Origin of the sequence: Acidithiobacillus sp. M4-SHS-6 (genome assembly GCF_047421495.1) — a bacterium.
In the GTDB taxonomy this organism is placed as follows: domain Bacteria; phylum Pseudomonadota; class Gammaproteobacteria; order Acidithiobacillales; family Acidithiobacillaceae; genus Acidithiobacillus.
Window position 1 is genome coordinate 1,632,042 of sequence record NZ_CP175559.1, and the last position, 22,449, is coordinate 1,654,490.

Annotated in this window: 29 protein-coding genes; 5 read left to right on the forward strand and 24 right to left on the reverse strand. The window is 53.6% G+C overall.

The features are described 5' to 3' along the window. Positions 1-570 precede the first annotated feature (570 nt). The 4 genes from ACJU26_RS08230 to ACJU26_RS08245 all read right to left on the reverse strand — a co-directional run bounded on the left by ACJU26_RS08230 (position 571) and on the right by ACJU26_RS08245 (position 4,803). The gene (locus ACJU26_RS08230; protein ID WP_414039211.1) at positions 571-1,191 is read right to left on the reverse strand and encodes an ABC transporter ATPase; all 621 of its coding nucleotides are present in this window, start codon (positions 1,189-1,191) and stop codon (positions 571-573) included. 169 nt (positions 1,192-1,360) lie between these two features. Continuing rightward, entirely contained in the window at positions 1,361-2,311 is a 951-nt protein-coding gene (locus ACJU26_RS08235) for a helicase RepA family protein (protein WP_414039212.1), read from the reverse strand. Between the two features lie 575 nt (positions 2,312-2,886). Continuing rightward, positions 2,887-4,101, reverse strand: coding sequence for an ISAzo13 family transposase (locus ACJU26_RS08240; RefSeq protein WP_414039213.1), 1,215 nt, complete (start codon positions 4,099-4,101; stop codon positions 2,887-2,889). Between the two features lie 84 nt (positions 4,102-4,185). Beyond that, complete coding sequence (locus ACJU26_RS08245; protein WP_414039214.1) at positions 4,186-4,803, reverse strand: DNA N-6-adenine-methyltransferase; 618 nt, start codon at positions 4,801-4,803, stop codon at positions 4,186-4,188. A gap of 207 nt (positions 4,804-5,010) precedes the next feature. Here ACJU26_RS08245 and ACJU26_RS08250 point away from each other — a divergent pair, with 207 nt between their 5' ends. Then, the gene (locus tag ACJU26_RS08250) at positions 5,011-5,223 is read left to right on the forward strand and encodes a hypothetical protein (protein ID WP_414039215.1); all 213 of its coding nucleotides are present in this window, start codon (positions 5,011-5,013) and stop codon (positions 5,221-5,223) included. 62 nt (positions 5,224-5,285) lie between these two features. After that, positions 5,286-5,603, forward strand: a complete 318-nt coding sequence (locus ACJU26_RS08255; RefSeq protein WP_414039216.1) for a hypothetical protein — start codon at positions 5,286-5,288, stop codon at positions 5,601-5,603. Between the two features lie 74 nt (positions 5,604-5,677). Here the strand turns inward: ACJU26_RS08255 and ACJU26_RS08260 are convergent, their stop codons facing one another. Next, positions 5,678-7,201, reverse strand: a complete 1,524-nt coding sequence (locus ACJU26_RS08260) for a transposase (RefSeq protein WP_414039217.1) — start codon at positions 7,199-7,201, stop codon at positions 5,678-5,680. 98 nt (positions 7,202-7,299) lie between these two features. Here ACJU26_RS08260 and ACJU26_RS08265 point away from each other — a divergent pair, with 98 nt between their 5' ends. Together ACJU26_RS08265 and ACJU26_RS08270 are read left to right on the forward strand one after the other, a co-directional pair. After that, positions 7,300-7,491 carry a hypothetical protein gene (locus ACJU26_RS08265; protein ID WP_414039218.1) on the forward strand — a complete coding sequence of 64 codons (192 nt, stop codon included), beginning with the start codon at positions 7,300-7,302 and terminating at the stop codon, positions 7,489-7,491. A 144-nt stretch (positions 7,492-7,635) separates the two neighbouring features. Beyond that, on the forward strand, positions 7,636-8,295 hold the full coding sequence (locus ACJU26_RS08270; protein WP_414039219.1) for a hypothetical protein: 660 nt from the start codon (positions 7,636-7,638) through the stop codon (positions 8,293-8,295). Between the two features lie 123 nt (positions 8,296-8,418). Here ACJU26_RS08270 and ACJU26_RS08275 read toward each other — a convergent pair whose 3' ends face one another. The 19 genes from ACJU26_RS08275 to ACJU26_RS08365 all read right to left on the reverse strand — a co-directional run bounded on the left by ACJU26_RS08275 (position 8,419) and on the right by ACJU26_RS08365 (position 21,857). Continuing rightward, complete coding sequence (locus ACJU26_RS08275) at positions 8,419-11,487, reverse strand: type I restriction endonuclease subunit R (RefSeq protein ID WP_414039220.1); 3,069 nt, start codon at positions 11,485-11,487, stop codon at positions 8,419-8,421. Further along, positions 11,484-11,858 carry a hypothetical protein gene (locus ACJU26_RS08280; RefSeq protein WP_414039221.1) on the reverse strand — a complete coding sequence of 125 codons (375 nt, stop codon included), beginning with the start codon at positions 11,856-11,858 and terminating at the stop codon, positions 11,484-11,486. Before ACJU26_RS08280 ends, ACJU26_RS08275 begins: the two co-directional genes overlap by 4 nt. After that, positions 11,855-12,241 carry a hypothetical protein gene (locus ACJU26_RS08285; RefSeq protein WP_414039222.1) on the reverse strand — a complete coding sequence of 129 codons (387 nt, stop codon included), beginning with the start codon at positions 12,239-12,241 and terminating at the stop codon, positions 11,855-11,857. The genes ACJU26_RS08280 and ACJU26_RS08285 overlap by 4 nt, the downstream gene beginning before the upstream one ends. A 318-nt stretch (positions 12,242-12,559) precedes the next feature. Further along, positions 12,560-12,919, reverse strand: coding sequence for a hypothetical protein (locus ACJU26_RS08290; RefSeq protein WP_414039223.1), 360 nt, complete (start codon positions 12,917-12,919; stop codon positions 12,560-12,562). A 4-nt stretch (positions 12,920-12,923) separates the two neighbouring features. Next, positions 12,924-13,625: an SIR2 family protein gene (locus ACJU26_RS08295; protein ID WP_414039224.1), complete on the reverse strand. Its 702-nt coding sequence runs from the start codon at positions 13,623-13,625 to the stop codon at positions 12,924-12,926. Beyond that, positions 13,622-14,887, reverse strand: coding sequence for a restriction endonuclease subunit S (locus ACJU26_RS08300; RefSeq protein WP_414039225.1), 1,266 nt, complete (start codon positions 14,885-14,887; stop codon positions 13,622-13,624). Before ACJU26_RS08300 ends, ACJU26_RS08295 begins: the two co-directional genes overlap by 4 nt. A gap of 153 nt (positions 14,888-15,040) precedes the next feature. Beyond that, positions 15,041-15,262 carry a DUF4926 domain-containing protein gene (locus ACJU26_RS08305; protein ID WP_414039226.1) on the reverse strand — a complete coding sequence of 74 codons (222 nt, stop codon included), beginning with the start codon at positions 15,260-15,262 and terminating at the stop codon, positions 15,041-15,043. Beyond that, complete coding sequence (locus tag ACJU26_RS08310; protein ID WP_414039227.1) at positions 15,259-15,597, reverse strand: type II toxin-antitoxin system PemK/MazF family toxin; 339 nt, start codon at positions 15,595-15,597, stop codon at positions 15,259-15,261. Before ACJU26_RS08310 ends, ACJU26_RS08305 begins: the two co-directional genes overlap by 4 nt. Continuing rightward, positions 15,570-15,779 carry a hypothetical protein gene (locus ACJU26_RS08315; RefSeq protein WP_414039228.1) on the reverse strand — a complete coding sequence of 70 codons (210 nt, stop codon included), beginning with the start codon at positions 15,777-15,779 and terminating at the stop codon, positions 15,570-15,572. The genes ACJU26_RS08310 and ACJU26_RS08315 overlap by 28 nt, the downstream gene beginning before the upstream one ends. A gap of 3 nt (positions 15,780-15,782) precedes the next feature. Then, positions 15,783-15,923, reverse strand: coding sequence for a hypothetical protein (locus ACJU26_RS08320; protein ID WP_414039229.1), 141 nt, complete (start codon positions 15,921-15,923; stop codon positions 15,783-15,785). Next, the gene (locus ACJU26_RS08325) at positions 15,907-16,128 is read right to left on the reverse strand and encodes a DUF4926 domain-containing protein (protein ID WP_414039230.1); all 222 of its coding nucleotides are present in this window, start codon (positions 16,126-16,128) and stop codon (positions 15,907-15,909) included. The genes ACJU26_RS08320 and ACJU26_RS08325 overlap by 17 nt, the downstream gene beginning before the upstream one ends. Then, the gene (locus tag ACJU26_RS08330) at positions 16,125-16,484 is read right to left on the reverse strand and encodes a DUF6883 domain-containing protein (protein ID WP_414039231.1); all 360 of its coding nucleotides are present in this window, start codon (positions 16,482-16,484) and stop codon (positions 16,125-16,127) included. Before ACJU26_RS08330 ends, ACJU26_RS08325 begins: the two co-directional genes overlap by 4 nt. Next, entirely contained in the window at positions 16,481-18,055 is a 1,575-nt protein-coding gene (locus ACJU26_RS08335; RefSeq protein ID WP_414039232.1) for a type I restriction-modification system subunit M, read from the reverse strand. Before ACJU26_RS08335 ends, ACJU26_RS08330 begins: the two co-directional genes overlap by 4 nt. Before the next feature lie 962 nt (positions 18,056-19,017). Beyond that, positions 19,018-19,251: a WYL domain-containing protein gene (locus tag ACJU26_RS08340; RefSeq protein ID WP_414039233.1), complete on the reverse strand. Its 234-nt coding sequence runs from the start codon at positions 19,249-19,251 to the stop codon at positions 19,018-19,020. 109 nt (positions 19,252-19,360) lie between these two features. Beyond that, entirely contained in the window at positions 19,361-19,669 is a 309-nt protein-coding gene (locus tag ACJU26_RS08345; protein ID WP_414039234.1) for a type II toxin-antitoxin system RelE/ParE family toxin, read from the reverse strand. Then, complete coding sequence (locus ACJU26_RS08350; protein ID WP_414039235.1) at positions 19,669-19,917, reverse strand: type II toxin-antitoxin system ParD family antitoxin; 249 nt, start codon at positions 19,915-19,917, stop codon at positions 19,669-19,671. The genes ACJU26_RS08345 and ACJU26_RS08350 overlap by 1 nt, the downstream gene beginning before the upstream one ends. 150 nt (positions 19,918-20,067) lie before the next feature. Next, positions 20,068-20,640, reverse strand: coding sequence for a plasmid pRiA4b ORF-3 family protein (locus tag ACJU26_RS08355; protein WP_414039236.1), 573 nt, complete (start codon positions 20,638-20,640; stop codon positions 20,068-20,070). Between the two features lie 35 nt (positions 20,641-20,675). Then, positions 20,676-20,816 (reverse strand): hypothetical protein, encoded by a 141-nt coding sequence (locus ACJU26_RS08360; RefSeq protein ID WP_414039237.1) that lies wholly within the window; start codon positions 20,814-20,816, stop codon positions 20,676-20,678. Positions 20,817-20,867: 51 nt separating this feature from the next. After that, positions 20,868-21,857 (reverse strand): hypothetical protein, encoded by a 990-nt coding sequence (locus ACJU26_RS08365; protein WP_414039238.1) that lies wholly within the window; start codon positions 21,855-21,857, stop codon positions 20,868-20,870. A 237-nt stretch (positions 21,858-22,094) separates the two neighbouring features. Between ACJU26_RS08365 and ACJU26_RS08370 the strand changes: the two genes are divergently transcribed. Next, the gene (locus tag ACJU26_RS08370) at positions 22,095-22,439 is read left to right on the forward strand and encodes a helix-turn-helix domain-containing protein (protein WP_414039239.1); all 345 of its coding nucleotides are present in this window, start codon (positions 22,095-22,097) and stop codon (positions 22,437-22,439) included. Positions 22,440-22,449 lie beyond the last annotated feature (10 nt).

Sequence of the window (22,449 nt, forward strand, 5' to 3'; positions counted from 1 at the left end):
AACGGCCTCGCAACTGGAGGCGGTATTGAACGGATGTCTGTGATGAAGGAGAAGGAATAGGCCCGTGCATGAAAAAATGCAGGCCTCATTTTCAGAATTATAATGTTCCTGACCAGATTTTTATCGTCGAAAATGTTACTTCGATCGCCCCCACTAAACATGCACGCGAATGACCGCTTCCGCTGCCCTACCGCCGTTGAGTTCTGGTGATTGGCAGCAGACTGAGAGCGTCATGTACCGATGCGAAACATGACGAGAGATGCCGGAACTACAGGAATCGACGCCATTATATGCCGGAACCGAACATGTTTTAATGGGCAATATCAACGAGACCAGCGACATCTTTTGCCAGAATCAACGCCAAGTGATGGTAGAATCCACATCTTGTCAACTTGCTTTCGCCCGACATGACAGAGGCGGCTATTACGCACGCAGGAATAGAATGTCGGCCCCGAACTGCCGTCACCACATTTTGGATTAGTGCAGCCCTTGAAACGGAAAGAGGGTTCTTCAAGAACCCTCTTTCAGAGTTCCTGAAGAACTCTGAAATGTACTGAAGGCATCAGGCCGCTATGGCACGCCATCAGGCCTTTGCGGCACAGGACCAGGCCTTTGCGACACGCCATCGGGCCATTGTGACACACGCCGCGCCCTATCGCCTTCTATCCATACCCCGATGATCGCCAGTCCAACGGCATCCCCCCGCAGGCGACGGCGCGCATTTCTCATGTTCTGAGTACTTAAATCTCCGGCAACAGTATAAATCAGGCCATCTATGGTCCAGCCGCCTGAAGGCGGTTTGGAATGGGTTAGGATATGCCGAGCAACCGCCTGGCTGATGCCATGTTCTAGCCTGGCAATTGGCGCAGGGTCATAGTGGAGGTTAAGGTCTCTTTTTAATAGATCTATTAAAGGTTTTCCCAGCCGGACACGCCATAGATGACGGTCCCCGCCAGAAAGCGGATCTCTCCTGGTCATGGGACTTTTTTCCACATGGTCCAGTATGTGCCCGGTAATATCTAACTTCGACGTCTGCACATGGATGACAGCTGACATGAGTTCCTCAATCCATGTCTTGATGCGTTGGAGGCTGTGTCTGTCGTCAGACAGGCATTTGCGGACTTTGGCAGGATCGACGAGAAGTTCCATTCCGCCGTCGACGATTTCCCGTCTCTTCTCGGCCACATACATGATAGCCTCCAGCAGGTCAGCGTGGCGCTGACCAAGTCTCCCGCTCACGCGACATCGGCCCCATGCCGTCTCGATCCAGTCGCCCTGCTGCGCCACTGGCCTTTGTGTAGGTTGGAAAAGTCGTACCCTGGCAGGGGTAACGGTAGCGGTCGCTATGACGCGTTTGTCATTACCACCAGTCATCGTCTTCCCCCTTCTTTTTGGACAAATAATTGGATGGCGAAGTCGAACTGTTGTGCTTTTCCCTTTTATCTGTCTTACGTTCTTCCTTAACAGCCGGGGTTAAATTTGCTGGTACCAAAACCCCACCATCCGCACGCCGGAACCAACGATCTTCCAACGGCTCCGAATAATTCAATTTTGCGGACACCATCTTTACATACCAATTTCGGTTTTTTTCACCTATGGATTTGCGAGTAATGGAGTCTGACCATTCCTGCGATTCCTTTTCAGTCATTTTCGCTAGTCCCGCGCCCCAGCGGGCATTGTCCACCAGAACACTTGCTCCTCTGGCCGAAAATTGATCTGTGTTTCCGTCGCGACCTGATGATTTATTCACATGATGTAAAAACAGAATGCTTGCTCCGGTGGTTTTGGCAAGCACTTCCAATTGATCCATTAGTGCTGCCATGGCCCCGTTATCATTTTCGTTAAATGTATGCAACCTACGTATCGTATCAATAATAATAATTCGCGCACCTTCAGAATATTCTCCGATCTTTTCGAAATCGCCTTCTTCCATGATATTCACTGGCGTGCCAATCAATGGTAAAATATCCATATTCTCGCTTATCAATTCCCAGTTTTCGGGCTTCAGATAAGGCCCAATCGCATTGATCCGGTTATACAGTATGACCTCTGGGTCTTCTTTTGCGATATATACTACCCGACCACTTACCTGCTGATTCAGACCGAGCAGATTTCCTCCGGCCACGGCCAAGGCGATACCCATTGCCGCTTCCAATGCCCAGAAGGATTTGCCAGTACCTCCCGGAGCAACAAGTCCACCGACAGTGCCAGACAACAAACCCGGGAGGACAAAATCCAAGGATTTGGCGTCTCCCTGGAATGCCCCACTGATATCCATTCGTTTGCTAGATAAGTCGAGGCTGCTGGTCATGCTGCACCCGATGATTGGCTAGTAGAGTAAGCATTCCTGGGACGACCACGTCTGCGCGTTGGTGGTGGTGGCTTAGGAATATCTCCAGAACCCGTACGACGGGCATCAACCCATGCCAGCAAATCATCCCGATGAACTGCTCTGCCCAAGATACCCGGTACATGGCAAGTTGGCGGTAAGAGGCTTGGATCCTTCGCCATCTGATTTTGCCAAGTTTTTGGGGTCGCACCTACAAGCCGCGCAGCCTCCGCAAGAGGCAGAAAAAATCCAGCACACGCGATTTTCCTTTCTTTTGTCCTGTCCATAAAGCACCCTAGTGTTCCGTGTGCTTCCATTGTCAAATAATTTTCAGGACAGAATGCGATGAATAACACGCTATTTTCGCGTTTTTTCTAAATGCTGCTCTGGTTTTTTAGTTTGTTGCTGCGCACGAAGAGCATATTTTCCATGAAAGGTATGGCGAGTATTTTGCTTTATCGACTGCTGTTCTTTTCTCGCTTCATTTACTTGACATTGATGAGTGACACAGACAGCCACTCATGCTGCTGGATTCTGCCTTAGGATTCATAAATAAACTACGTGTACTTTATTTTCGGTGAGATGACGTAATTCCATTCTCCATGGAAGTCATCACGCTCTATTTGAATGGTAGCGAATTCAGCGTCGGTGACCTTGATGCCCTTTGGATAAGGTGTGGGGTCAATGGCGGCACGTACTTTCAATCCTTTGCTGGTGGTGGTAGCCGCGATCAAATTGACAATAACCTCGTGACTCACCAAAGGCCGCCCCCGCCAATTCATGCTGATATAGGAAAACAGGCGGTGCTCAATCTTGTTCCATTTGCTCGTGCCTGGAGGGAAGTGGCACACCCGAATCGGCAGATTCAGTTCATCGGCAAGCCCTTGTAATTCCAGCTTCCAGAGGCGCACCCGAGAATCGTTGCTGCCCCCCCCATCGGCCATGATCATGAGTTCTTGGGCGGCGGGATAAAGGGGCTGACCCATGCCCAACCACCAGCGCCGGATAGTCGCTACCGCAAAGCTGGCGGTATCATGATCCGTGCCCACGCTGACCCAACCCGCATTCTGGGCGAGATCGTACACCCCATAGGGATTGGCCCGTCCCAGTTCCGCATCCACGAAATCATGCACCTGGACGGCTTCCGGTTCTCCCTGCGGCCGCCACTCCTGACCCGCATTTTTGTAGTTGCCGACCAGTTCTTTTTTCTTGGTATCCACCGAAATTACGGGCTGTCCTGCATCCAGCGCTTGCTGCGTCCTTTCCTGAATATGCTGGAATTGGGCATCCCTGTCCGGGTGACCGGTTCCTTCCAGGGTCTTGCGATTGCCTTGCAAACTGTACCCTAATTCCTTGAGCAGAATACCCACAGAAACATGGCTGATGCGGTGCCCTTGTTCACCCAGTTCCCGTGCCAATTGTTGGAGGCTCTTGCAAGTCCAGCGCAGGGGTGACTGGGGATCACCCCGTGCCGCAGGATCCACCAAGCCTTCCAACGCTGCCAGTAAGTCCGGATCGCGGTCCACCAATTTTTTACGCCCGCCACCGGGTCGACGAACCCGACCTTTCGGGAGGGTATGCTCCGGATCCTTGAGCTCCTTGAGGCCCGCCAGGATGGATCCCCGTGCGACTCCTGTGGCCTCACTCACCCGTTTAACCCCACCATGACCCAACACCTTCGCCTCTACCGCCGCATGCAGTCGTCTCTGCCGCTCATCCAGTATTCCTTCGAGCGCTTGGTGTCGGGCGGCTATCAGTGCGTCTGCTTCCATGTCGCAAGACTATGCCTGCCACATGAAAAGTACAAGTTATTTGTTAATGGCTCCTTAGACTCATCTTGCTGGCTGTTAGAGAATCTACGGTCTGGGATCAATTTGATCCCCGACATGTGGTCGGAGCCATACCAACACACTGGCAAACGGAGCGACGTCCTGGCGTTGTCCGCTTTCGTCCAGAAACCTAAGCCTACCTCGCAGAAATTCTGGTTGTCCACCCACCGCCAGCAGTTCGTGCCACCAGCTTGCGTCCGTCCTCGCCGGCACGAGCAGCACCAGCACCTTAGCCCGCCCAGATTGCCATTCCTGTATGGCCTTACGAATCCATTCTTTTATACGCCTACCATAGGGTGGATTCAACCAGATATGGTTACCTAGCCATTCCTGCTGCAATCCATCATCGCTTTTAGTAAAGTGCCGGAAAGCAGGTACTGTTCCACCAGCGCCCGCACTGGCAGGATCCAGGCAAAAGGAACTAATCCCCAGGCGATTAAGGACACTCTCTACCAACTCGGGAGGGGTACTCCACTCCACTCGCTGCGAGGAAAAGAGGGCTCGGACTTTCTTCTTCTTGGCAGCTGCCTCTCGCAAGCGTAGGCGACGAGCGGCTTGCGCCTTGCGCCAACGCACTCTCTGACTAGCATGAATCCGTGGTCGTCCACGTCTGCGCGGACTTTCGATGACGTCATCGTTTTCCATGATAACAACAGTAACTCATGAAGGTTGTGAAGCCAAGCAGAAATAAGAAGAGGCAGGTAGCAGGCACAAACACCCGGACAACAACTATCAAATTGGCAATAGAAATCAGTATGGATGCCGTCGGACCCTCTAAAAATTTACCAAAGATCACTTGGTATAATGAACGAGCAACCCTGCAGCCAATTCAGACCGAATAGGAGGAAAACGATGCACTGCAGCGATAAACCCAACCAGACCCGAAAATCCAGCGCCCAGATCATATCTTTTGAGGAAGCCAAGAAACGACACGAAGATAAAATCGAGGAACAGTATATGCGTATCCTTTTTGGGCCTGAGGCGGTAGAGGAGTGGCGCGAAGAAATTCAAAAAAATAAACTCTCAGAATCCAGTTCTATAGCTGGGAACAGCGAAACAAATTAGTGAGTCGGCCTTCTAGATAAATAGTCATGACTCATGTTTTCATCTCTATGGAGTATAAGCACATGAAAATATCAACAGAATTAGTAAAAGTAGCTTATATAGACGCTACACAAAAACTGATTACAGGGTTTACCTTGCTGGCCTTGGCACTAGTCACTTTAGCTATAGCTGTTTTTTTGTGGTGGCGATTCAGGACCAAGGCAGATAGTGAACTACCGACACTCATAATTTTTATTGGTCTGTTAGTTACGTTAGCATTTGCGGCTATCTCATTATTGTATTTGTTGAATATTTGGAACTGGGTGGGTATAAGCCATCCTGCCTTATTCGCTGCACATCAACAAATGGAAATACAAGATCGCAGCAGACCATTATTGTGATGGCCACATGGTACGTACTGCATATACCTGCGCATACATTTGCGTATTTCAATGACTCATCCTAAAAAAAGCAGTTACGGCCCAGGCAGGGCGGGAATGGCCCCCTCTGGTGACCATGGTGACTGGGTGATTTGTGCCACGATATAGCTGGCGAGAAGGTCCCATGGGCTCGCTCTCAGCAACCGCTCCGCAGTCTGCCGGATGGTCTGTAACCCTTGGCGGATATTCTCGATTCCGCGCTCCACTTTTTGTTGGGCAGCGTGCATCGGGGTCAAATACAACTGGGTCTGCCCGGCGTGTTTGGTGCTTCGGCCGATGGCCGACAGCAGCAAGGGGCGACTGGTGATGGCTTCCTTGCGCATCTCCGGAAAGGCCAACCGGGTATACCAGCTCCACCAGTTGTAAATCAGCCCCACGGCGCGGGCAGAAAGTCGGCAGCGCGCCAGATCCCGGGTCGTGTAACCACCCCAGCCCCATTGATTCTTGAGTTCGTCAAAACCGTTCTCCGCATCCGCCCGGTCTCGATACAACTGCGCGATACCCAGAACGCTTTCTGCCAGATCGGTCACCAGCACCGCATATTCATAGACCTTGGTCTGGCGCCGGTCGAGAAAGGCAAACGCCATCTGGCCTTTGACCTCCCGGGTAGCGATCAGGTTTTCCTTCAGCAAGCGCCGGAGAATGACGACCCGGCGGTTCTGCTGCCATCCGGCCAGTTGAATGTGGTCCTCGCGGCCTTCCCAGCCTTGCCCGGCATCCGTCCAGTCGCGGCGGGTAAAGACGCGCTGCAGCAGGCGCTTGACGCGCGGCGACTGACGTAATTTGAAGAGATAAGCCTGCTGCCGGGATTCCATCTCGCGGATGACGGCATCATTGCCAAAACCACAGTCGCCGCGCACCAGATGCGGGCGTTGTTCGGCCGTGAGGGTGTCCAGTACGCGGTTCAGTCCGGGTTGGGCATGGTTGGACGCGGTGGTATTGCCGGCCGTGACTTCCACATCCAGCAACAGGCGCAGGTTCCCCATCCAGTACGCGTGATACGCATGGGAGGGACGTCCGGGCTTGTGCGGATTGTAGCCGACTTCGGCGCCTTCCTGATGCCCGAACAAGGGCTTGACGGTGGTGTCGATATCGAGAATCCAGGGGGTCGTGCAGGCGGGTACCACGCTTTTGAACAGATGCTCCCGCATCCACGCCGTCCCTTCGGCTTCGGGAATCTTCCCCAGAGCCCGGCGCAGGGCGTCTTCGCTGACGATCTTGTGCATGCCCAGAATCCGGGGGCTGACGCCATCACTGCGTAATCCGGTGACATGGGCATAGCGGCGGTGTCCAGCAAGAATAGAGAGCAGCAGCGTCCCCAACACGTCCCGTTTCTGTGGGGCATTGGGGCTGGTATAAACCAAGGGACAATCTTCCACCCAGGTATCAAACAGACCCGTGGCCTCCAGGTACGCCGCAAAGAACACGATCTGGCCCATGGGCGTGGCCGCAGCATCTTTGTCCCAGGACACCTGAATACGACCACCCAGGGTGTCTACCATCATGGTCTGCGCCGCCGCAGGAATGGCCTTTTGCGGGGGTTGTTCTGCTTCACCCATCGGGTGAACCTCCCTTAACGATAAAAAACCAACCTTATCAAAGAGAACGCATAAAATCAGCAGGGGTAACTGCCGAATTTAGGCTCATGGAGGTGACTATGATTTACGTTTTAAAAAGTCCGCTGGCTATTTATGCGGCCCAGCGCGAAGCCGGAGTAGCCCATGAAACAGCTCTAGCTGCCGCCGAAGCCATTGAGGCAGATTTACATTACCTTGCATCCACATTCCAAAAGATCAGCGAAAGTAATTGCAAGGAACGGAAGGTGGATTCTATCCATGCAACGGTTTAAGTAAACAAGCTCATGCTGATCATGCCTGGAACGCTGCGCAAACCTAATGCTTGATTCCAGGCATACAAAAAAATAGGTCAATTTTTTGTATGGTAATATGAAATGGTGCATAGGGCACAGCCAATTAATTTATAGGAGCAGCAAATGCAGACCGTCAATCGCTATGAAGACCTGTTACACCGTTACGCCCACCAAGCCGATCTGGATGATTTTCGCCGACAACATTTTCAACACTGGTGCAGTAATCCAGAGGCTTGTTGCTACTGCATCTCACAGAGCACCTGGGCTTTTTTCGGATTCATCCCCCGTCCCGACCATCAAACCCTCTGTATTGCCGTGACACAGAAAAAAGAATTTCTGTATTTAAAAATCGAAACTGAGAAGCTACAAAAAAGGCTAGATGGCCAAGCCCATATGTGGAACATTAAGCATACTCAACCCTGGCAAAACGCTCTGCTGGATTTTTCGATAGCCCATCCCCTTTTTTTGCAGCAGTTTGCCTGGAAACATATTCCGGCAAGCCTCGACCTTTGGGATGAAAATAGCATTGCCATCCTGGTTGCGCAACTCGCGCGGCCACTGGGACGGTTCGGGTCCGACCCTGAAACGGCGTTGAGCACTGCCCTATTCTCCCACCTCGACAAGGAAATCCTCCGGTTTATGGTCCGTAATTTCACCATCGCCACCTTAGGGGAATACCAATTCCTGTGGGAGAGCCGTGATACCGAAGAACTTCGGATACGGATGGAGTCTCTCCAAAACCGAAGAGCGATTGTTCCACGGTTTTTGGTAGATGCCCTATAAATCAAGCTCGCTACAAAAGTCGGGGTATCACTGCACCCCGACTGCGACCAAGGGGCAATCGATCTAGAGACCAACTTATCAAGCGCTTTGATTTCACATTCCACCATCGATGAATAAATCCTGTCAGGCCACCAACCCCTCAGCCTGCTGAATCACCAGATTGACCGCCCCTTCCTGCATGTCGGGGGGATAGCCGTGCTTGCGTAAGACCCGCTTCACCATGCGCCGCAGATGCGCCCTTGCCTGTTCGCGGATGGACCAGTCGATGCGGGTATTCTGGCGCACGGTATCGGCCACTTCCTTGGCGATCATCTTCAGGGCATCGTCGCCCATGGCCTGTACAGCGGAATCGTTGGTCGCCAGGGCGTCGTAAAAAGCCACTTCTTCCTTGCTCAAGCCCAGTTCTGCATGACGCTGATCCAACGCCCGCAGGGCTTTGGCCAGTGCGATGAGTTCCTGCATCACCTCGACGGTATCCACCGAGCGGTTGTGATACTTGCGCAGGGCTTCTTCCAGCTTTTCCGAAAACGCCTTGCTCTGGATGAGGTTGCCCTTCCCTTCCTGGCGCACCTTGTCCTGCAGTAGCCGTCTCAGCATTTCCAGGGCCAGATGCTTTTCGGGCAGGGCCTCGATCTGCTGGATGAAGGCATCGGAGAGCAGGGATATTTCGCTTTTGGGCAGGCCCGCCACGGCATAGAGGTCCACCACGCCTTCCGGCGCGATGGATTGGTCGAGCAACTGACGGATGGCATATTCCTGTTCTTCAATCAGCGTTTCCCCTTCCCGGGCCTTGTCGAGAGTCGCCCGTACACTCAGGAAGAAAATGATCTCGGCCCTACAGCGTTCCACCACGTCGTCGCCCGCCGCCAGGGTAGCGGCCTTTCTGAGCCCCGAGGTGGCATGGCGGAAACGGCGCTTGATGCCTTCTTCCGTGAGTTCCTGGGACAGCAGGAATTCGGTGGCCCGGCGCAGGGTGGCCACCTTTTCCGAGCCGTCGCCGCTCAGGTAATCCTGATAGTCGCAGCCATGAAAAATGCCGCGGCAGATGTCGAGCTTTTCCAGCAGCACCTGGATGGCGGCCTGCACGGTTTCCGCCGGATTGCCCTTGCCGCCGGAACGGGTGTAGGTGGCGATGGCGTTTTTCAGGTCCTGGGCGATACCGATGTAGTCCACCACCAGTCCACCGGACTTGTTCGTAAACACCCGGTTGACGCGGGCAATGGCCTGCATGAGCGTGTGCCCGCGCATGGGCTTGTCCACATACAGGGTATTGAGGGCTGGGGCGTCGAAGCCCGTCAGCCACATATCCCGGACGATGACCATTTCCAAGGGGTCTTCGGGGTTCTTCAGGCGGTCGGCGATGGCTTCATTGCCCGTCTTGCTGCGGATATGCGGCTTCCAGGCGATGGGGTCGCTGGCGGAACCGGTCATGACCACCTTGATGCGCCCCTGGCTGTCGTCCTCGCTGTGCCAGTCGGGATGGATGCGGATGATGGCATCGTATAGATCCACGGCGATGCGGCGGCTCATGGCGACAATCATGGCCTTGCCGGATAAAATGCTCTTGCGCTTTTCCCAATGGTCCAGCAGGTCGGCGGCAACCTGCGCTATCCGCCCGGGCGCACCCACCAATGCTTCCTGTTGCGCCCAGCGGGTTTTCAGGCGTTCCCGGTTTTCCTGCTCGTCCTCTTCGGTGATTTCCTCGAAGGTGCTGTCGATGACCGGGCGCTGGTCTTCCGGCAGGTTGAGACGCACCAGACGGCTTTCGGAATAAATCGGGACGGTGGCCCCATCCTCGACGGCGCGCTGGATGTCGTAGATGTCGATGTAGTCCCCGAAGACGACCCGCGTATCCCGGTCATTGAGTTCCAGGGGGGTGCCCGTGAAGGCCACGAAGGTGGCGTTGGGCAAGGCCGCCCGCAGATTGGCGGCGTAACCATCCAGAATCTCGTACTGACTGCGTTGCGCCTCGTCCACCATGACGATGATGTTACGGCGGCCAGACAGGACAGGATGGGCGGTCAAAGAATCGTTGCGGTCTTTCTGGAATTTCTGGATGGTACTGAAGATTACCCCGCCAGAAGCCCTTTGCAGCAATTCCCGCACATCGCTCACGCTGTCGGCCTGCTGAGGGTCCTGGCGCAAGAGTTGTTTGCCTGCCGCGAAGGTGTCGAACAACTGGGTATCCAGGTTGTTGCGGTCGGTGAGCATCAGGATGGTGGGGTTTTCCAGGGCGGGGTGTTGAATCAGCATACCTGCAAAAAACAGCATGGTGAGGCTCTTGCCGGACCCCTGGGTATGCCAGACGACACCCCCTCGGCGGTCGCCACCGATACCTGCCGATGCCAGTGTGGTCAGCAGGGCTTTTTGGGCGGCGTGGAATTGATGGTAGGCGGCGATCTTCTTGCTCAGTTTGCGGCCATTGTCTTCAAAAGCGATGAAATACCGGATCATGTCCAGAAAACGCTGGGGTGCAAAGACCCCATGAATCAGGAAACGTAAAGGATCGTCCCCCTTTTGCAGGAGTTCCTGGCCGTCGATGGTCTTCCAGGGCAGGAAGCGTTCATAGGGAGCACCCAGACAGCCCATGGCGGCCTTGAGGCCATCGCTGATGACCAGCACGGCGTTGTAGGCCAGGAGATTGGGAATGTCCGCCTGATAGGTCTGCAACTGGTTCCATGCCTTCTGCACCGTGGCGTTGGCGTCCGCCATGTTCTTCAGTTCAAAGAGGCCCAGCGGCATGCCGTTCACGAAGACCACGAGGTCGGCGCGGCGGTTGATGCGGTTGTGGACGACGGTGTACTGGTTCACGACCAGGAAATCGTTCTGTTCGGGGTGTTCATGATCGAGCAGTCGGACGGTGACGCCGCGTTCCTCGCCGTCCACCTGGGTGGCAATCCGCACCCCTTCCACCAGCATCTGTTGCAGCGCCAGGTTTTCGGCCATGAGTCCACCTACGGCCACGGCCTGCACATGACGCAGGGCTTCGTCGCGGATGTCTTTGGAAACAGCGGGGTTGAGCGTGTGGATGGCCGTGCGCAACCGATCCAGCAGCAGGGTGTCGTTGTAGTCGGCGCGTTCTGGGTGCATGCTGTCCGGGCCAATATCAGGGCCGTGGGCGTAGGCGTAGCCCAACTCGCGGAACAGGGCGATGGCGTGGTGCTCGATGGTGGATTCGTTGAGGGTGGTCATAGATTTATGGGCCGAAATTCAATAGTCACGGCTAGAGGGTCTATGCAGAAGACTTCCCGTATGTGTGCTTCTGAATCAACGGCAGCGGGTTTGTTCAGTTTCAGGTATTCCCAGGTTTCCCGAGGCATCAGAACCTGCACAGGTTGTTGCCGATCCAGGGACATATTAAATATAGCTAAAATAAGCAGGCTCATCTCGACTATCTCGATAGAGGCATCGGCTAGTTCCGGATGGATAACAATGCCATCTATTGCCTTCGCCATTTCGGGGCTGATGAAATCCCGATGGCGTGAGAGAGACGACATCGTTGAAGCCATCGTGGTCATGTTAAACAGAGGGATACTTTGGGCTTTTGAAGCAGCGTTTGTCATACTGATGCCTCTTGCGGGGTGGGATGATAAACCATGGTAGCTGCCTGGGGATCCGGGCAAAACACTTCCTTGGCGTGACTGCCGTTCTTGGCGCTCAGTTCTGATTCTTTTAAGGTAAGCCAGAATTCTCGGTCCATGGTGACCATTACCGGTGTTTTCAGGCTATGGGCACCCGCCAGTATGCCTGTCAAAACGAGGCTACTTTCAAAGGGATTCAGGGGCGCTGCCCAATCCTTGGGGGACACCTGAAGATTGCTCAGAATTTCGGCCACCTGCCTATCCCGAAATTGCGGATTGCCCTTGAGGGAATCCACAGCGGCACCGCGCGTGGTGATGTTGAAATGCGGCATGCGGGAAGAGGTTGCGCTGGGGTTGTCTGTCATCTGAAATATCCTTTAATAACTGAGTCCAGGTGTCCGCGCCCTACCAGAAAATCGGAAAAGTGATTGACTGTGATGGCCGTTTCCGCCAACGCTGGAACAGCCTCGTCCCAGTCCTCATCGACAAAAAAGAAGGGATGCGTGACCCGAATCCGGCTAGCTTTCCGTTCGGGCCGTTCCCGCCAGCCCAGATGACCGACCAGAGTCGAAACTTCCTGGCTCGGTTCCTTTCCTGCATACAGTCCAGGCCAATAGCGGGGCCGTGGGCATAGCGCAGCCCCCGGAACAGGGCGATGGCGTGGTGTTCGATGGTGGATTCCTTCATGATGTTGTAAACCCCGTCATTTGGTTCTCAATCCAATCTTTAGCTGTTTGTTGGCAGAAGGTGATGCTCACCTTTTTAGCTTTAAGTAAATCAAGCAGCCACTTAATTCTACTCTTGTACGAGTCGTCACAGCAGGGGTCAACAATCGTGGCCTCTTTTAAAGAATCATTATCCGCCAATGATGCCATTATTAGGTGCTTCACGTAGCCATCATTTTCAGGAAAAGAGTAACCGATCACAATAATATGAGAGGCTGATGCTAAAGAATCATAAGTTCTTGCCCATATTGCTGACAAAATATGCCCCGCATACATTTTGTCTATTGTTGGCGGTTCAATAACAAAACTATACTGCATCCATTCATTTTCCCAAAACACCATGATTTGAAAAAAAGAAATTATGCATATCACCAACAAGCTTGAGTGTTTCATAATTTTTAGCAATCCAGTTATACGATCCATGTAGCTTTAATATTGGTATAGTCGCATGGTTTTCGTCTATGTCAAACATTTCTTTATTAAAACTGGAAATATCTAAATCAAAATAACCGTTATACCCGCCTTTCTTAAAACCATGCCTGTATGGTACCATAGACCGTTCACAGGATTGCTCAACCAAGTCATCATAATTCAAAGTTACTATTGCATTATTCTTTGATTTATTGGCATAAAAAACAAACTTATCTATGTACTCATAGTTAGTTGCTGATCTCACATAATATTCGATTACTTGAGCAATGGCGATCTGCATATGATATTTAGTAAAACCACGGCTAGTAATGCTTCCTAGCGTTCCAGCAGAAACCAAACTCAACCAAAACTCGACATTATTTTTAAGAGAATCATCAAACAATTTGAGCCGTTCAGAGCGAAAACGAAATAAATTTTCCATCGGCACATTAAGAGGAGGCAGGGTCTTTCCTAAATAGTATTGTGGACGAACAGCTTTCATTTTATCAAGAAAATCATTTGATAAGGGAAGGCCAGCCCCACAAGAAAAACCAGCCCCCAGAATGTAACAACAAGAGCCGACGGTGGCCTGTGAAAGTGCTAGTTGGCTCATGGGACTATTTCCATAGCGTCTTGACTAAGAGGTTTGGACTCTGAAACACGGATTTCACCGGATATGAGTTTGGGTAGAAGGGTGTCGCGGATTTTGGCGAGGGTTTCACTGTCTCTGGAAACCGCCGCAATGATGTTGCGGAACCGCGAGGTACTTTCGGCGAAAGCCGCGATTAGTGCGGTCGGTGGTGCGACGACCTTGAGTCGATATACATTCTCACGATTCAGCCCAGGTACTGCGGCGTCCGTATTCATTTCCCGAAGTGGCAAGTCTTCGAGCAGGTAATAGCAGAAAGGTAACGGTGCTTCAGGCTGGACATAGAAAACTGTGTCGATAGGAAAGCATGGACGATCTTCCCAGTACAAACTTCCAACAGTGCCTTTGCGTCCGACAATAACCGTAGGTCCGTTGACTATAGCTTTGTTGTGAAATCCAGTGATTCCGCCGGAACCGTATACCGGAACGCTTCCTTGGTGGCGTTTTCCTGCCGGTAAAGATTTTCCGTACGCAAGACTCATGTAGTCGGAAACACGCTGCATCCCCCACCCCTCTGGAATTTCCCCCAATTCCGAGTCCACCAGCCTATCCGGGAACAGGTCCAGAATTTCCGGGGTGAGCTTCAGCCGCTGGCAGATGCTTTCCGGGGATTCCCCATTCACCTTGGCGCGTACCGGGTCGAAGTCCACGAACCAGGATTGGAAGATGGCCTGCGCCATGGCTTCCAGGGTCTTCGCCATCTTGCGGTTGTTCTCGATCTTGTCGTCCAGGGTGCCGAGAATGTGGGCGATGGCGCGTTGTTCGTGGGGTTCGGGGACTCTAAGCGTCAGCCGAGCAAGAGTTTGCAGATTGATGTTATCTTGAACACTGCCTGTTCCAACGTTTTCGTGTTGAATCTGCCGACGTAAATGGCGGAAAAGATACTCGACGAATCTCACGTCAGCTCGCCGCTTATCGGCAACAAAGCCAACTACACTATCTGGAAAGCACGCCGGATATGTGAGTATTGCGGTTTCAGCGATGTTGGCTGCAATGGTGATAACCATTGTGCCTTCAGGCCAGAGCCTGCTTTGAGCTAGTCCTGCTTCGCTATAAGTTTGGGAATGACTTGTGATCCGCCCACCAGATGCTTTGATATCACCAGTTTGGATAAATGGGTATGCGCCACCATACAGATGTGCTGCATCGCGGGGTCTATGGCGTGATCGGCCTCTATTTACCTCGCCAAGCTGCCCCAGTCGTGCCTCTCGCCACTCACCACCCATACCTAAGCCCCCTCAGATTGGTCTCGGCCGCCGATGAATCTCGTAATACCAGCTTGCCCTGTCGCAATACCGTGAGGAATTCCTTTGCCGGGGTGACGATATCTTGGTGACAGCGTTTGCCTAAGAAATATTTGTTTTCATTATTTACCAAATTTACATCACCCTCACATGCGGCACATCCATTGCGGAAATAGACCATATCTCATCGACTGTCAGGGTCAACACCCGCAGCGTATCACTAGCCACTGTGACAAATCCCACCTCAAAAGCTTTCCTGCCATCATGAACCATGACCACAATGCCTATATCCTCTTTGACCAGCCCTTCATCTGGATGGTCTTCCACGAGGGCGACGGTATCCAGTTCGCGGGTCATGGCTTCCCCCGAATCACCTGGATTACCGCTTCCCGGGCCCGGCTAAGAAAGTCTGGTTTCACCGTGCCCACAATCTGTTCCATCAAGTCCGCGTGAGCCGTAAAGAGTTTGCCGGGGCGCACATAGCTGGTGTGCGCAAGTCTGCCGTTCGCGAAATCCTGTTCCGTCAGCGCGAGGGCGCGGGGATCGGAATAAGGATTGCTGGTGATCTGACAGGCAATCCAGTCGCCACGACACGCATCAGCCAGCAACAATACGGGCCGGTACTTGTTTTGTGAGAGATCGGAGAATGGAAAAGGCAGCACCACTACCTGACCGGCTGCAAGTAGGCCCATGCCGCATCCTCTTCGGGGTTTAGCCAGTCTTCCGCCAGCGCGTATTCTGAAAGCAGCGCTTCTTCGTTGGCCGGCGGCGTCAGCAAGGTCAGCAAGGCACGCCCTGCTGGCAACGGCTTGTTTAACCCCACGGGATGCACCTGTCCCTGTGCATCAATTTCCACCTCAATGGTCTGTAGCATGGTTCATTCCTCGAAACCTTCATCCAGTTGAAAATTCAACACATATTCACCATCGACATCTAGAGTGATGATTTGTCTCTCATTCAAGCCATCCCGTTCTTCCCAGGTGAGGTTGACCTTGTCCAGATCACGCCACCCGCACATGCGGCACATCCCGCGCTGAAATCGGCCGTATCTCATCGGCGGTCAGCGTCAGCACACCCAGCGTATTACCAGCCAGGGTGACGAACTCGACCTCATAGGCTTTGCCATCCTGATGCACCATGACCACGGCACCCATGTCTCCCTTCACCAACCCCTCGGAGGGATAGTCTTTGACGAGTACGACAGTATCCAGTTCATGAATCATTTTTTGGCCCTCTTGATCGGATAGGCGGTGACAAAGGTGGGGGTGCTGCTGCCCATTTCCATCATCCATACACTGCAGACCAGCATCGGCCCACGGGCAGGTGTATCCAGTGGGCCTTCCACGATGTACTTTAGGCCATAGGGTGAAGGCTTGCTATAGGCGCTATGGGTTTTGGCATGGACGATGAGGGCGTCGATCAGACCCTGCGGGTATTTGGGCGTAAAACCGCAGCCCAGAAAGAAACCTGCCTTAGCCCGCCCGATGGGATGCGTAAGGGAAAGCAAGTAATTGGTGATTTTTGCTGGGGCCACCAGCGCTTGGCCCATAAAAGGCACGGTTTTGTCCGCACCACTCATAGTTCATACCCCAACATCCGCAAATTCTTCCGCATTTCCTCTTCCAGCCTGTGCCCCTCAGCCAACTGCGTCGACAGTTCCTGGGTCAGCCGATCCATCTTCTCTGCAAAGGGTTCGCCGTCGTTTTCCTGTTCCGCCGCGCCCACGTAGCGACCCGGCGTCAGGACATGGCCGTGCTTGCGAATTTCATCGAGGCTGGCGGCCTTGCAGAAGCCGGGAACGTCAGCATATTCCCCCGGACCATCCCCGCGCCAGTTGTGGTAGGTATCGGCGATGCTCTGGATGTCTTCGTCACTCAGTTCCCGGTGGGTGCGGTCGGCCATGTAACCCCTATTGCGGGCGTCGATGAAGAGCACTTCGCCGGTCCGTTCATAGAGTTCCTTGCCCGCCATGCCATGTCCGTCATCCCGGTTCTTGGCCAGAAACCACAGACAGACGGGAATCTGGGTGCTGTAGAACAACTGCCCCGGCAGGGCCACCATGCAGTCCACCAGGTCGGACTCGATGAGGTGCTTGCGGATTTCCCCCTCGCCACTGGTGTTGGATGACATGGACCCATTCGCCAGCACGAAACCGGCGATACCATAGGGGGCCAGGTGATGGACCATGTGCTGCACCCAGGCGAAGTTGGCGTTACCCGTGGGCGGAATGCCATATTGCCAGCGTTTGTCTTCACGCAGTAAATCCCCGCCCCAGTCGGAAATGTTGAAGGGCGGATTCGCGAGGATGTAATCGGCCCGCAGGTCGGGATGCAGGTCCTTGTGAAAGGTGTCCGCCGCTTCCGGCCCCAGGTCGGCCTCGATGCCGCGAATGGCCAGATTCATGAGGGCCAGCTTCCAGGTGTTGGGGTTGGATTCTTCCCCATAGACGCTGATGTCCCCCACCTTGCCGCCGTGGGCTTCGATGAACTTTTCGCTCTGGACGAACATGCCGCCGGACCCGCAGCAGGGGTCGTAGATGCGCCCCTTGTAGGGGGCCAGCATGCTGACCAGGGTGCGGACCACCGAGGCCGGGGTGTAGAACTCACCCCCTCGCTTGCCTTCGGCGCTGGCGAAGCGACCCAGAAAATACTCGTAGACCCGGCCCAGGGTATCGCGGGCCTGATGTTCCGCCGTGCCCAGACCAATGGTGCCAATCAGGTCCACCAGTTCCCCCAGGCGGCGCTGGTCGAGGGTCGGACGGGCGTAGCCCTTGGGCAGAATGTTTTTGAGGTGGGGGTTTTCCCGCTCGATGGCGCTCATGGCGGCATCAATGCGCTGGCCGATGTCCGGCTGCTTGGCGGCGGCCTGTATCTGGTCCCAGCGACTGGATGAAGGCACCCAGAAGACGCCTTCTGCTGTGTATTCGTCACGGTCTTCCACATAAGCCCCCGCTTCTTCCCGGATCATTTGGTCATAGCGTTGGGCAAAGCGATCGGAAATGTATTTCAGAAAAATGAGGCCCAGCACCACCTGCTTGTAGTCGGCAGCGTCCAGATGCCCGCGCAGCTTGTCGGCGGTGGCCCAGAGTTTGGATTCGAGGCTTTGATTGCTGGTGTCTTCGGTTTGTTTTTTGGCGCTTCCGCGTGGCATGGGGTTTCCTTTTGCTTTTGCGTTGTTATAGCACGAAAGACCGGATTCGTCAGGGGATAGCTGTCAGGACACATTCATCCTGTCTTCAAACAACTTAAGAGCGGGAGCATGCCCGGTAGTTGCCAAGTAAAATTCAGGTAAACCAATCCCGGCATGTCCATGGGGTAGCGAATTGATGTTCCCCCGGGTTTGGGTGCAGCCTGTGTTGCCCTTCCCCTGCCCTGCAAGCCACTTTCAAGCTCTGGACCTCTGCCCGAGTAGCCTTTATGACTGTTCGAGCATTGTAGAGCATCCTGGACCCCTTGCTGGCGGGTTTCGGCATGGTCGCTGGCGTGCATTTCAACTATGGCCCTTTCCTTGCCCTGCAACGCATCCTGAACCCTGAGTGCTACCTTGGCATCACTTAGTGCCCGTCCGTCGTTCCTGCGCGCTTATGGCCCCATTGCCAGGCCTGTTCGTCGTTGCCCTACTGGCTAGCCCTCTACGGCTTGTTCCTTTGCATCTGCCTTGCCTGATTGCTGTACCGGTTACTTGCCTGTGTGGATTTGCTTCGCTGCTGAGGATGCTAGTGGCCCGTTTTCACGAAATTTCAAAAAACGCACTTGTGACGCTACATATAGTATTTAGAGATCAAAACCGGATTTGATCTCTAATAGATCGGATGCGCGTTTTTTGCCCCTGTATATATATTATAGTATTTAGTGATCAAAACCCCAAAGTTGAAACCGATCAAACAATAGCCCTTTCACCCTAACTGACTGATAACAAGTGATTCATACGGGACGTTACCGTGTACTATCCATGCGCGGCTTTTACGGTTCGTTGGACAGGCCCCAATCGCTGCATCCGGGGATGACGGTAATGCGACTGGCGAGGTGCATTACCCTTGCTGGCTTTTTCTTATTTTCCTCATACGTGGGGTTTTTATGACGATTTTATGATGCATTTTTGCTCATGTTGGTTTACTGCGTATCTGATGACACACGCACCTTTACTTTCCCCGGACTCCGGGCATACAACGCCGCCATGGCGCGGGTGCGCTCCCGGAGTTCGTCAAAAAGCGGCTTGGGTGCCAGGACCCGCAGGGACACCCCAAAGCTCAGCATCCACCAGCGCAGGGCTTCGCTGTCTTCGACGGTGGCGCTCACCGTACACCAGCGCCGCCCGCAGGTACCAATGCGCTGGTTTTCGGACACTTGCCGTGGAACTGGGAAAAATCTGCATTAGCCTGATCGGCACCAACCCGCAAGAGTAGGTTGCTTAAACGCTTACTTGCGGAGTATGCCGGGCTTGAATCTTGGCTCGTTAGCCTTCCATGAAATAGCTGATGATGTCCATTTCCTTGTGGGGAATGCCGATGATATCGATGGCGCTGCTGCCAATCAGGTAGAACACCACATGCTGGCCTTCGGGAAAGCTGTAGTAGCCTTCGCAGATATCTGTGCGGTGCTTGCCCAGAAGTGGGTTTCCCGCCAGCCATTGGAAGCGGGCTTCGATATTTTTCAAGTAGGAGTTTCGCTGGGCTTTACCCCAGGTGCGCTCGGTGTAGCGGCCAATGTTTTTAAGGTCGTCTCGGGCGCGTGGGGTAATCCTAACTTTTCTGGTGGACTGCATCAGGACTCAGCATCCAGATCATTGATGAGCGAGTCCATGGAGAAGTCATCCACGAACGCACCATTTTGGGCCTGAATAGCGCCTTCCAAGAGGTGGACTCGCAGGGCTTCGAGCTTACTTTTACGTTCTTCCATGGCGCGTAGGGCGTCGCGCACGACTTCACTGGCGGAGCCGTAACGGCCGCTGGAAATTTCATTTTTGATGAACACCTCCCAGTGTTCACCCAAGCTTAGGCTGGTTGTGGCCATAACTCACCTCAAATATTCATATTTAATAATAATGAATATAATGTAGGCCGGCGAGGATGGCAATAGCAGCGCATTCTTTAGGCTAATGGCTCAAATCTGGTTGGCACGCCCCAAGCCTTTTCCACCGGGGGCATTGAATCCATAGGCTAATCACTCCCCAAAAGACTCTTCCATGATGGCCTGTGTCTCTTCCAGATCAAAGGCCTCCGGGTCAAATCCTTCGGGTAGCATATCCAGAAAAAGCGCTTCATCGCTGTTTTTGGGGCCTCTTTTTTGAATGTCCAGCAACTCCAGATAACCCCAAACGCCACCCACGTCTTCCGGTGGGCAATTTCTACCCCCATCCACAATGGATGCCCAGGCATGCCGAGGCACAGGAACTTCTTCGGTTTTTTCCACCTTGATGACATGCCGCCAGTTATCACCAAAATCGTACACATATAAAAACCTGCTCCGACTATGGATGACCTGCATCAATGTCACTTCCGATTCTTCCCGGACCTCGACACCCCAAAAGGCATTCTCGGCGTCCAGTTCTTCGTTGGTTTCACGATAGCGCACTTTTTTGATGACAAATTCATGCATATGGCTGTTCGTCCAGCCCATCGCCACCTGGATGACCTGATGCAGTTCCCATAGAGTTTGTCCGGTATCGATTTGAATCCGCCGCCAAATGGGTGGCTCCAGGCCCTCTAATTCGATCCGCAAGGTGAACATTTTCATGAATGACGTACTCCCAAGGGGTCTCTGTGGCATCGTCAAGGCGCTTTTTCCTCCATGCGCATCTGATCCCGTTGCACAACGGCATCTGCCAGCAATTCATTGGTCATTCGGGCTTGGTGCAGGGCGTTTTTTTGCCGCAGCGGTAGGGGAAGTCGATCAATTTGCATGCGCGTCATAACGATTTATCCGAACAGGGAAACTTGAATCCATCTTGCTGGCCACCTTGGCTAATGCAGGTGGGTCGGGTGCGATGCCATAGACCCTCCTTCTTCTACAGAGAACCCAAAGCCTTCCAAGACGTGTTTGAGCTTCTCCACGAGTTCTACCCGATACAATTTGGCCGCCATGTAATCTAAACTACAGAGCGGGGTTTTACCCTTTTCCCAGGACTGCAGCGAGACATCAATGCAATTATCGGCCCCCTCCTCCAGGAAAATGGTGCAGCTTTCTGCAGAAAGGCGTTCTTGCTCTATCCGATTTTTGGCTGCTGCGGCCACGGAGAGGACGATCTCCAGCACAGGGTCTTCGATAGATTCGTCCTCATCATTGTTTTGTTCCAGAAAAAATGACAAAGGCGCACAGGCGTCGAGCGCTTCTGCCGGCCAGCCCAATGCTTCGGATTGGGCCTGGATCAGCCATTCCGGATCGGGCCAGGGGATATCACTGTGTTCTGGAAATTCCAATCGCCCCACCAGAAGATACATGGTCGGCGTCGTTACGTGACCATAGTTCCAGGGATAGGGGTCAATGGCTCCGGGCGTGTTCAACGCCCACAGCTGCAAGGGGCTTGTATCTCTCATTCGGTAAATCGATTGTGGTTTCTGGACCCAGTGGATTTTGCCGCGCGGCGGGATGACGCCCAGTTTCTTCAGTGTCTGAGAAAGGGCCTTGCGTTCAGCCCCGCTACATTGCCCGGGCCAGGGAGCCAGAAAGGGAACGGCAATCAGGAGGCTGCGGTAGTCATTTTCATAGACTTTTTCACAGGCCATGGCCGTAGCCTGCTCCCAGCAGAATTGCCAAAGATTGGTCAGTCCCTCGGCACGTAGCGTTTCCAGTAACGCCTGGAATGCTTCATCATCCAGATCGCATAGAATGCTATAGAGGGATGTCAGCAGTCGCGACATCTCCGAACCGGGCTTCAGCGCGTTAGCCACCGCATGCGCGAGCGGCATCATTTCTCCCAGAAGGGCTTCTATTCGGGCACTCCGTTTTCTCATAGGGCTGCGAATCCGAGCTTTGACTTTTTTACACTCACCAAACAGTTCTCTTGCTTCGAATGCCATGAGACCAGAGTATAACATAGGCGCTCGCGATGGGGTCCCCAGTCCAGAGCACGCCGACGCTGGAAACCAGACGCTAGGAATTGGGCGGCTCAGCTGAGCGCGTAACGTTGCTACCACCCATAATTGGTCGTAATATACCTTTTATCGACCAAATATGGATAGATTATGCTCATGGCGCAGCCTTTAACTTCCCGCAGCCTGGCCGAGCAGTCGACGGAAGCCCTGGACCGTCTTGCTTCCCGCTTGCGGCAGGCCCGCCGGCGTCGGGGCTGGTCCCAGGAAAAAATGGCGAGCCTGCTCTCCGTTGGCTTGAACACATACCGGCGAATGGAACAGGGTTCTCCCTCGGTTGCCGTTGGCGTCTGGATACAGGCGTTTTTCGTTCTGGGAACCATCCGGGAACTGGATGGATTGCTGCTCTACGACAACGACCGTCTGGGTGCGGCCTTGTCGCAACAGAAGCGGGACCGTCGCATGGGCAAGCTGACCATCGACGATCTTGCCGACAGCCTTTGATTGATACTCA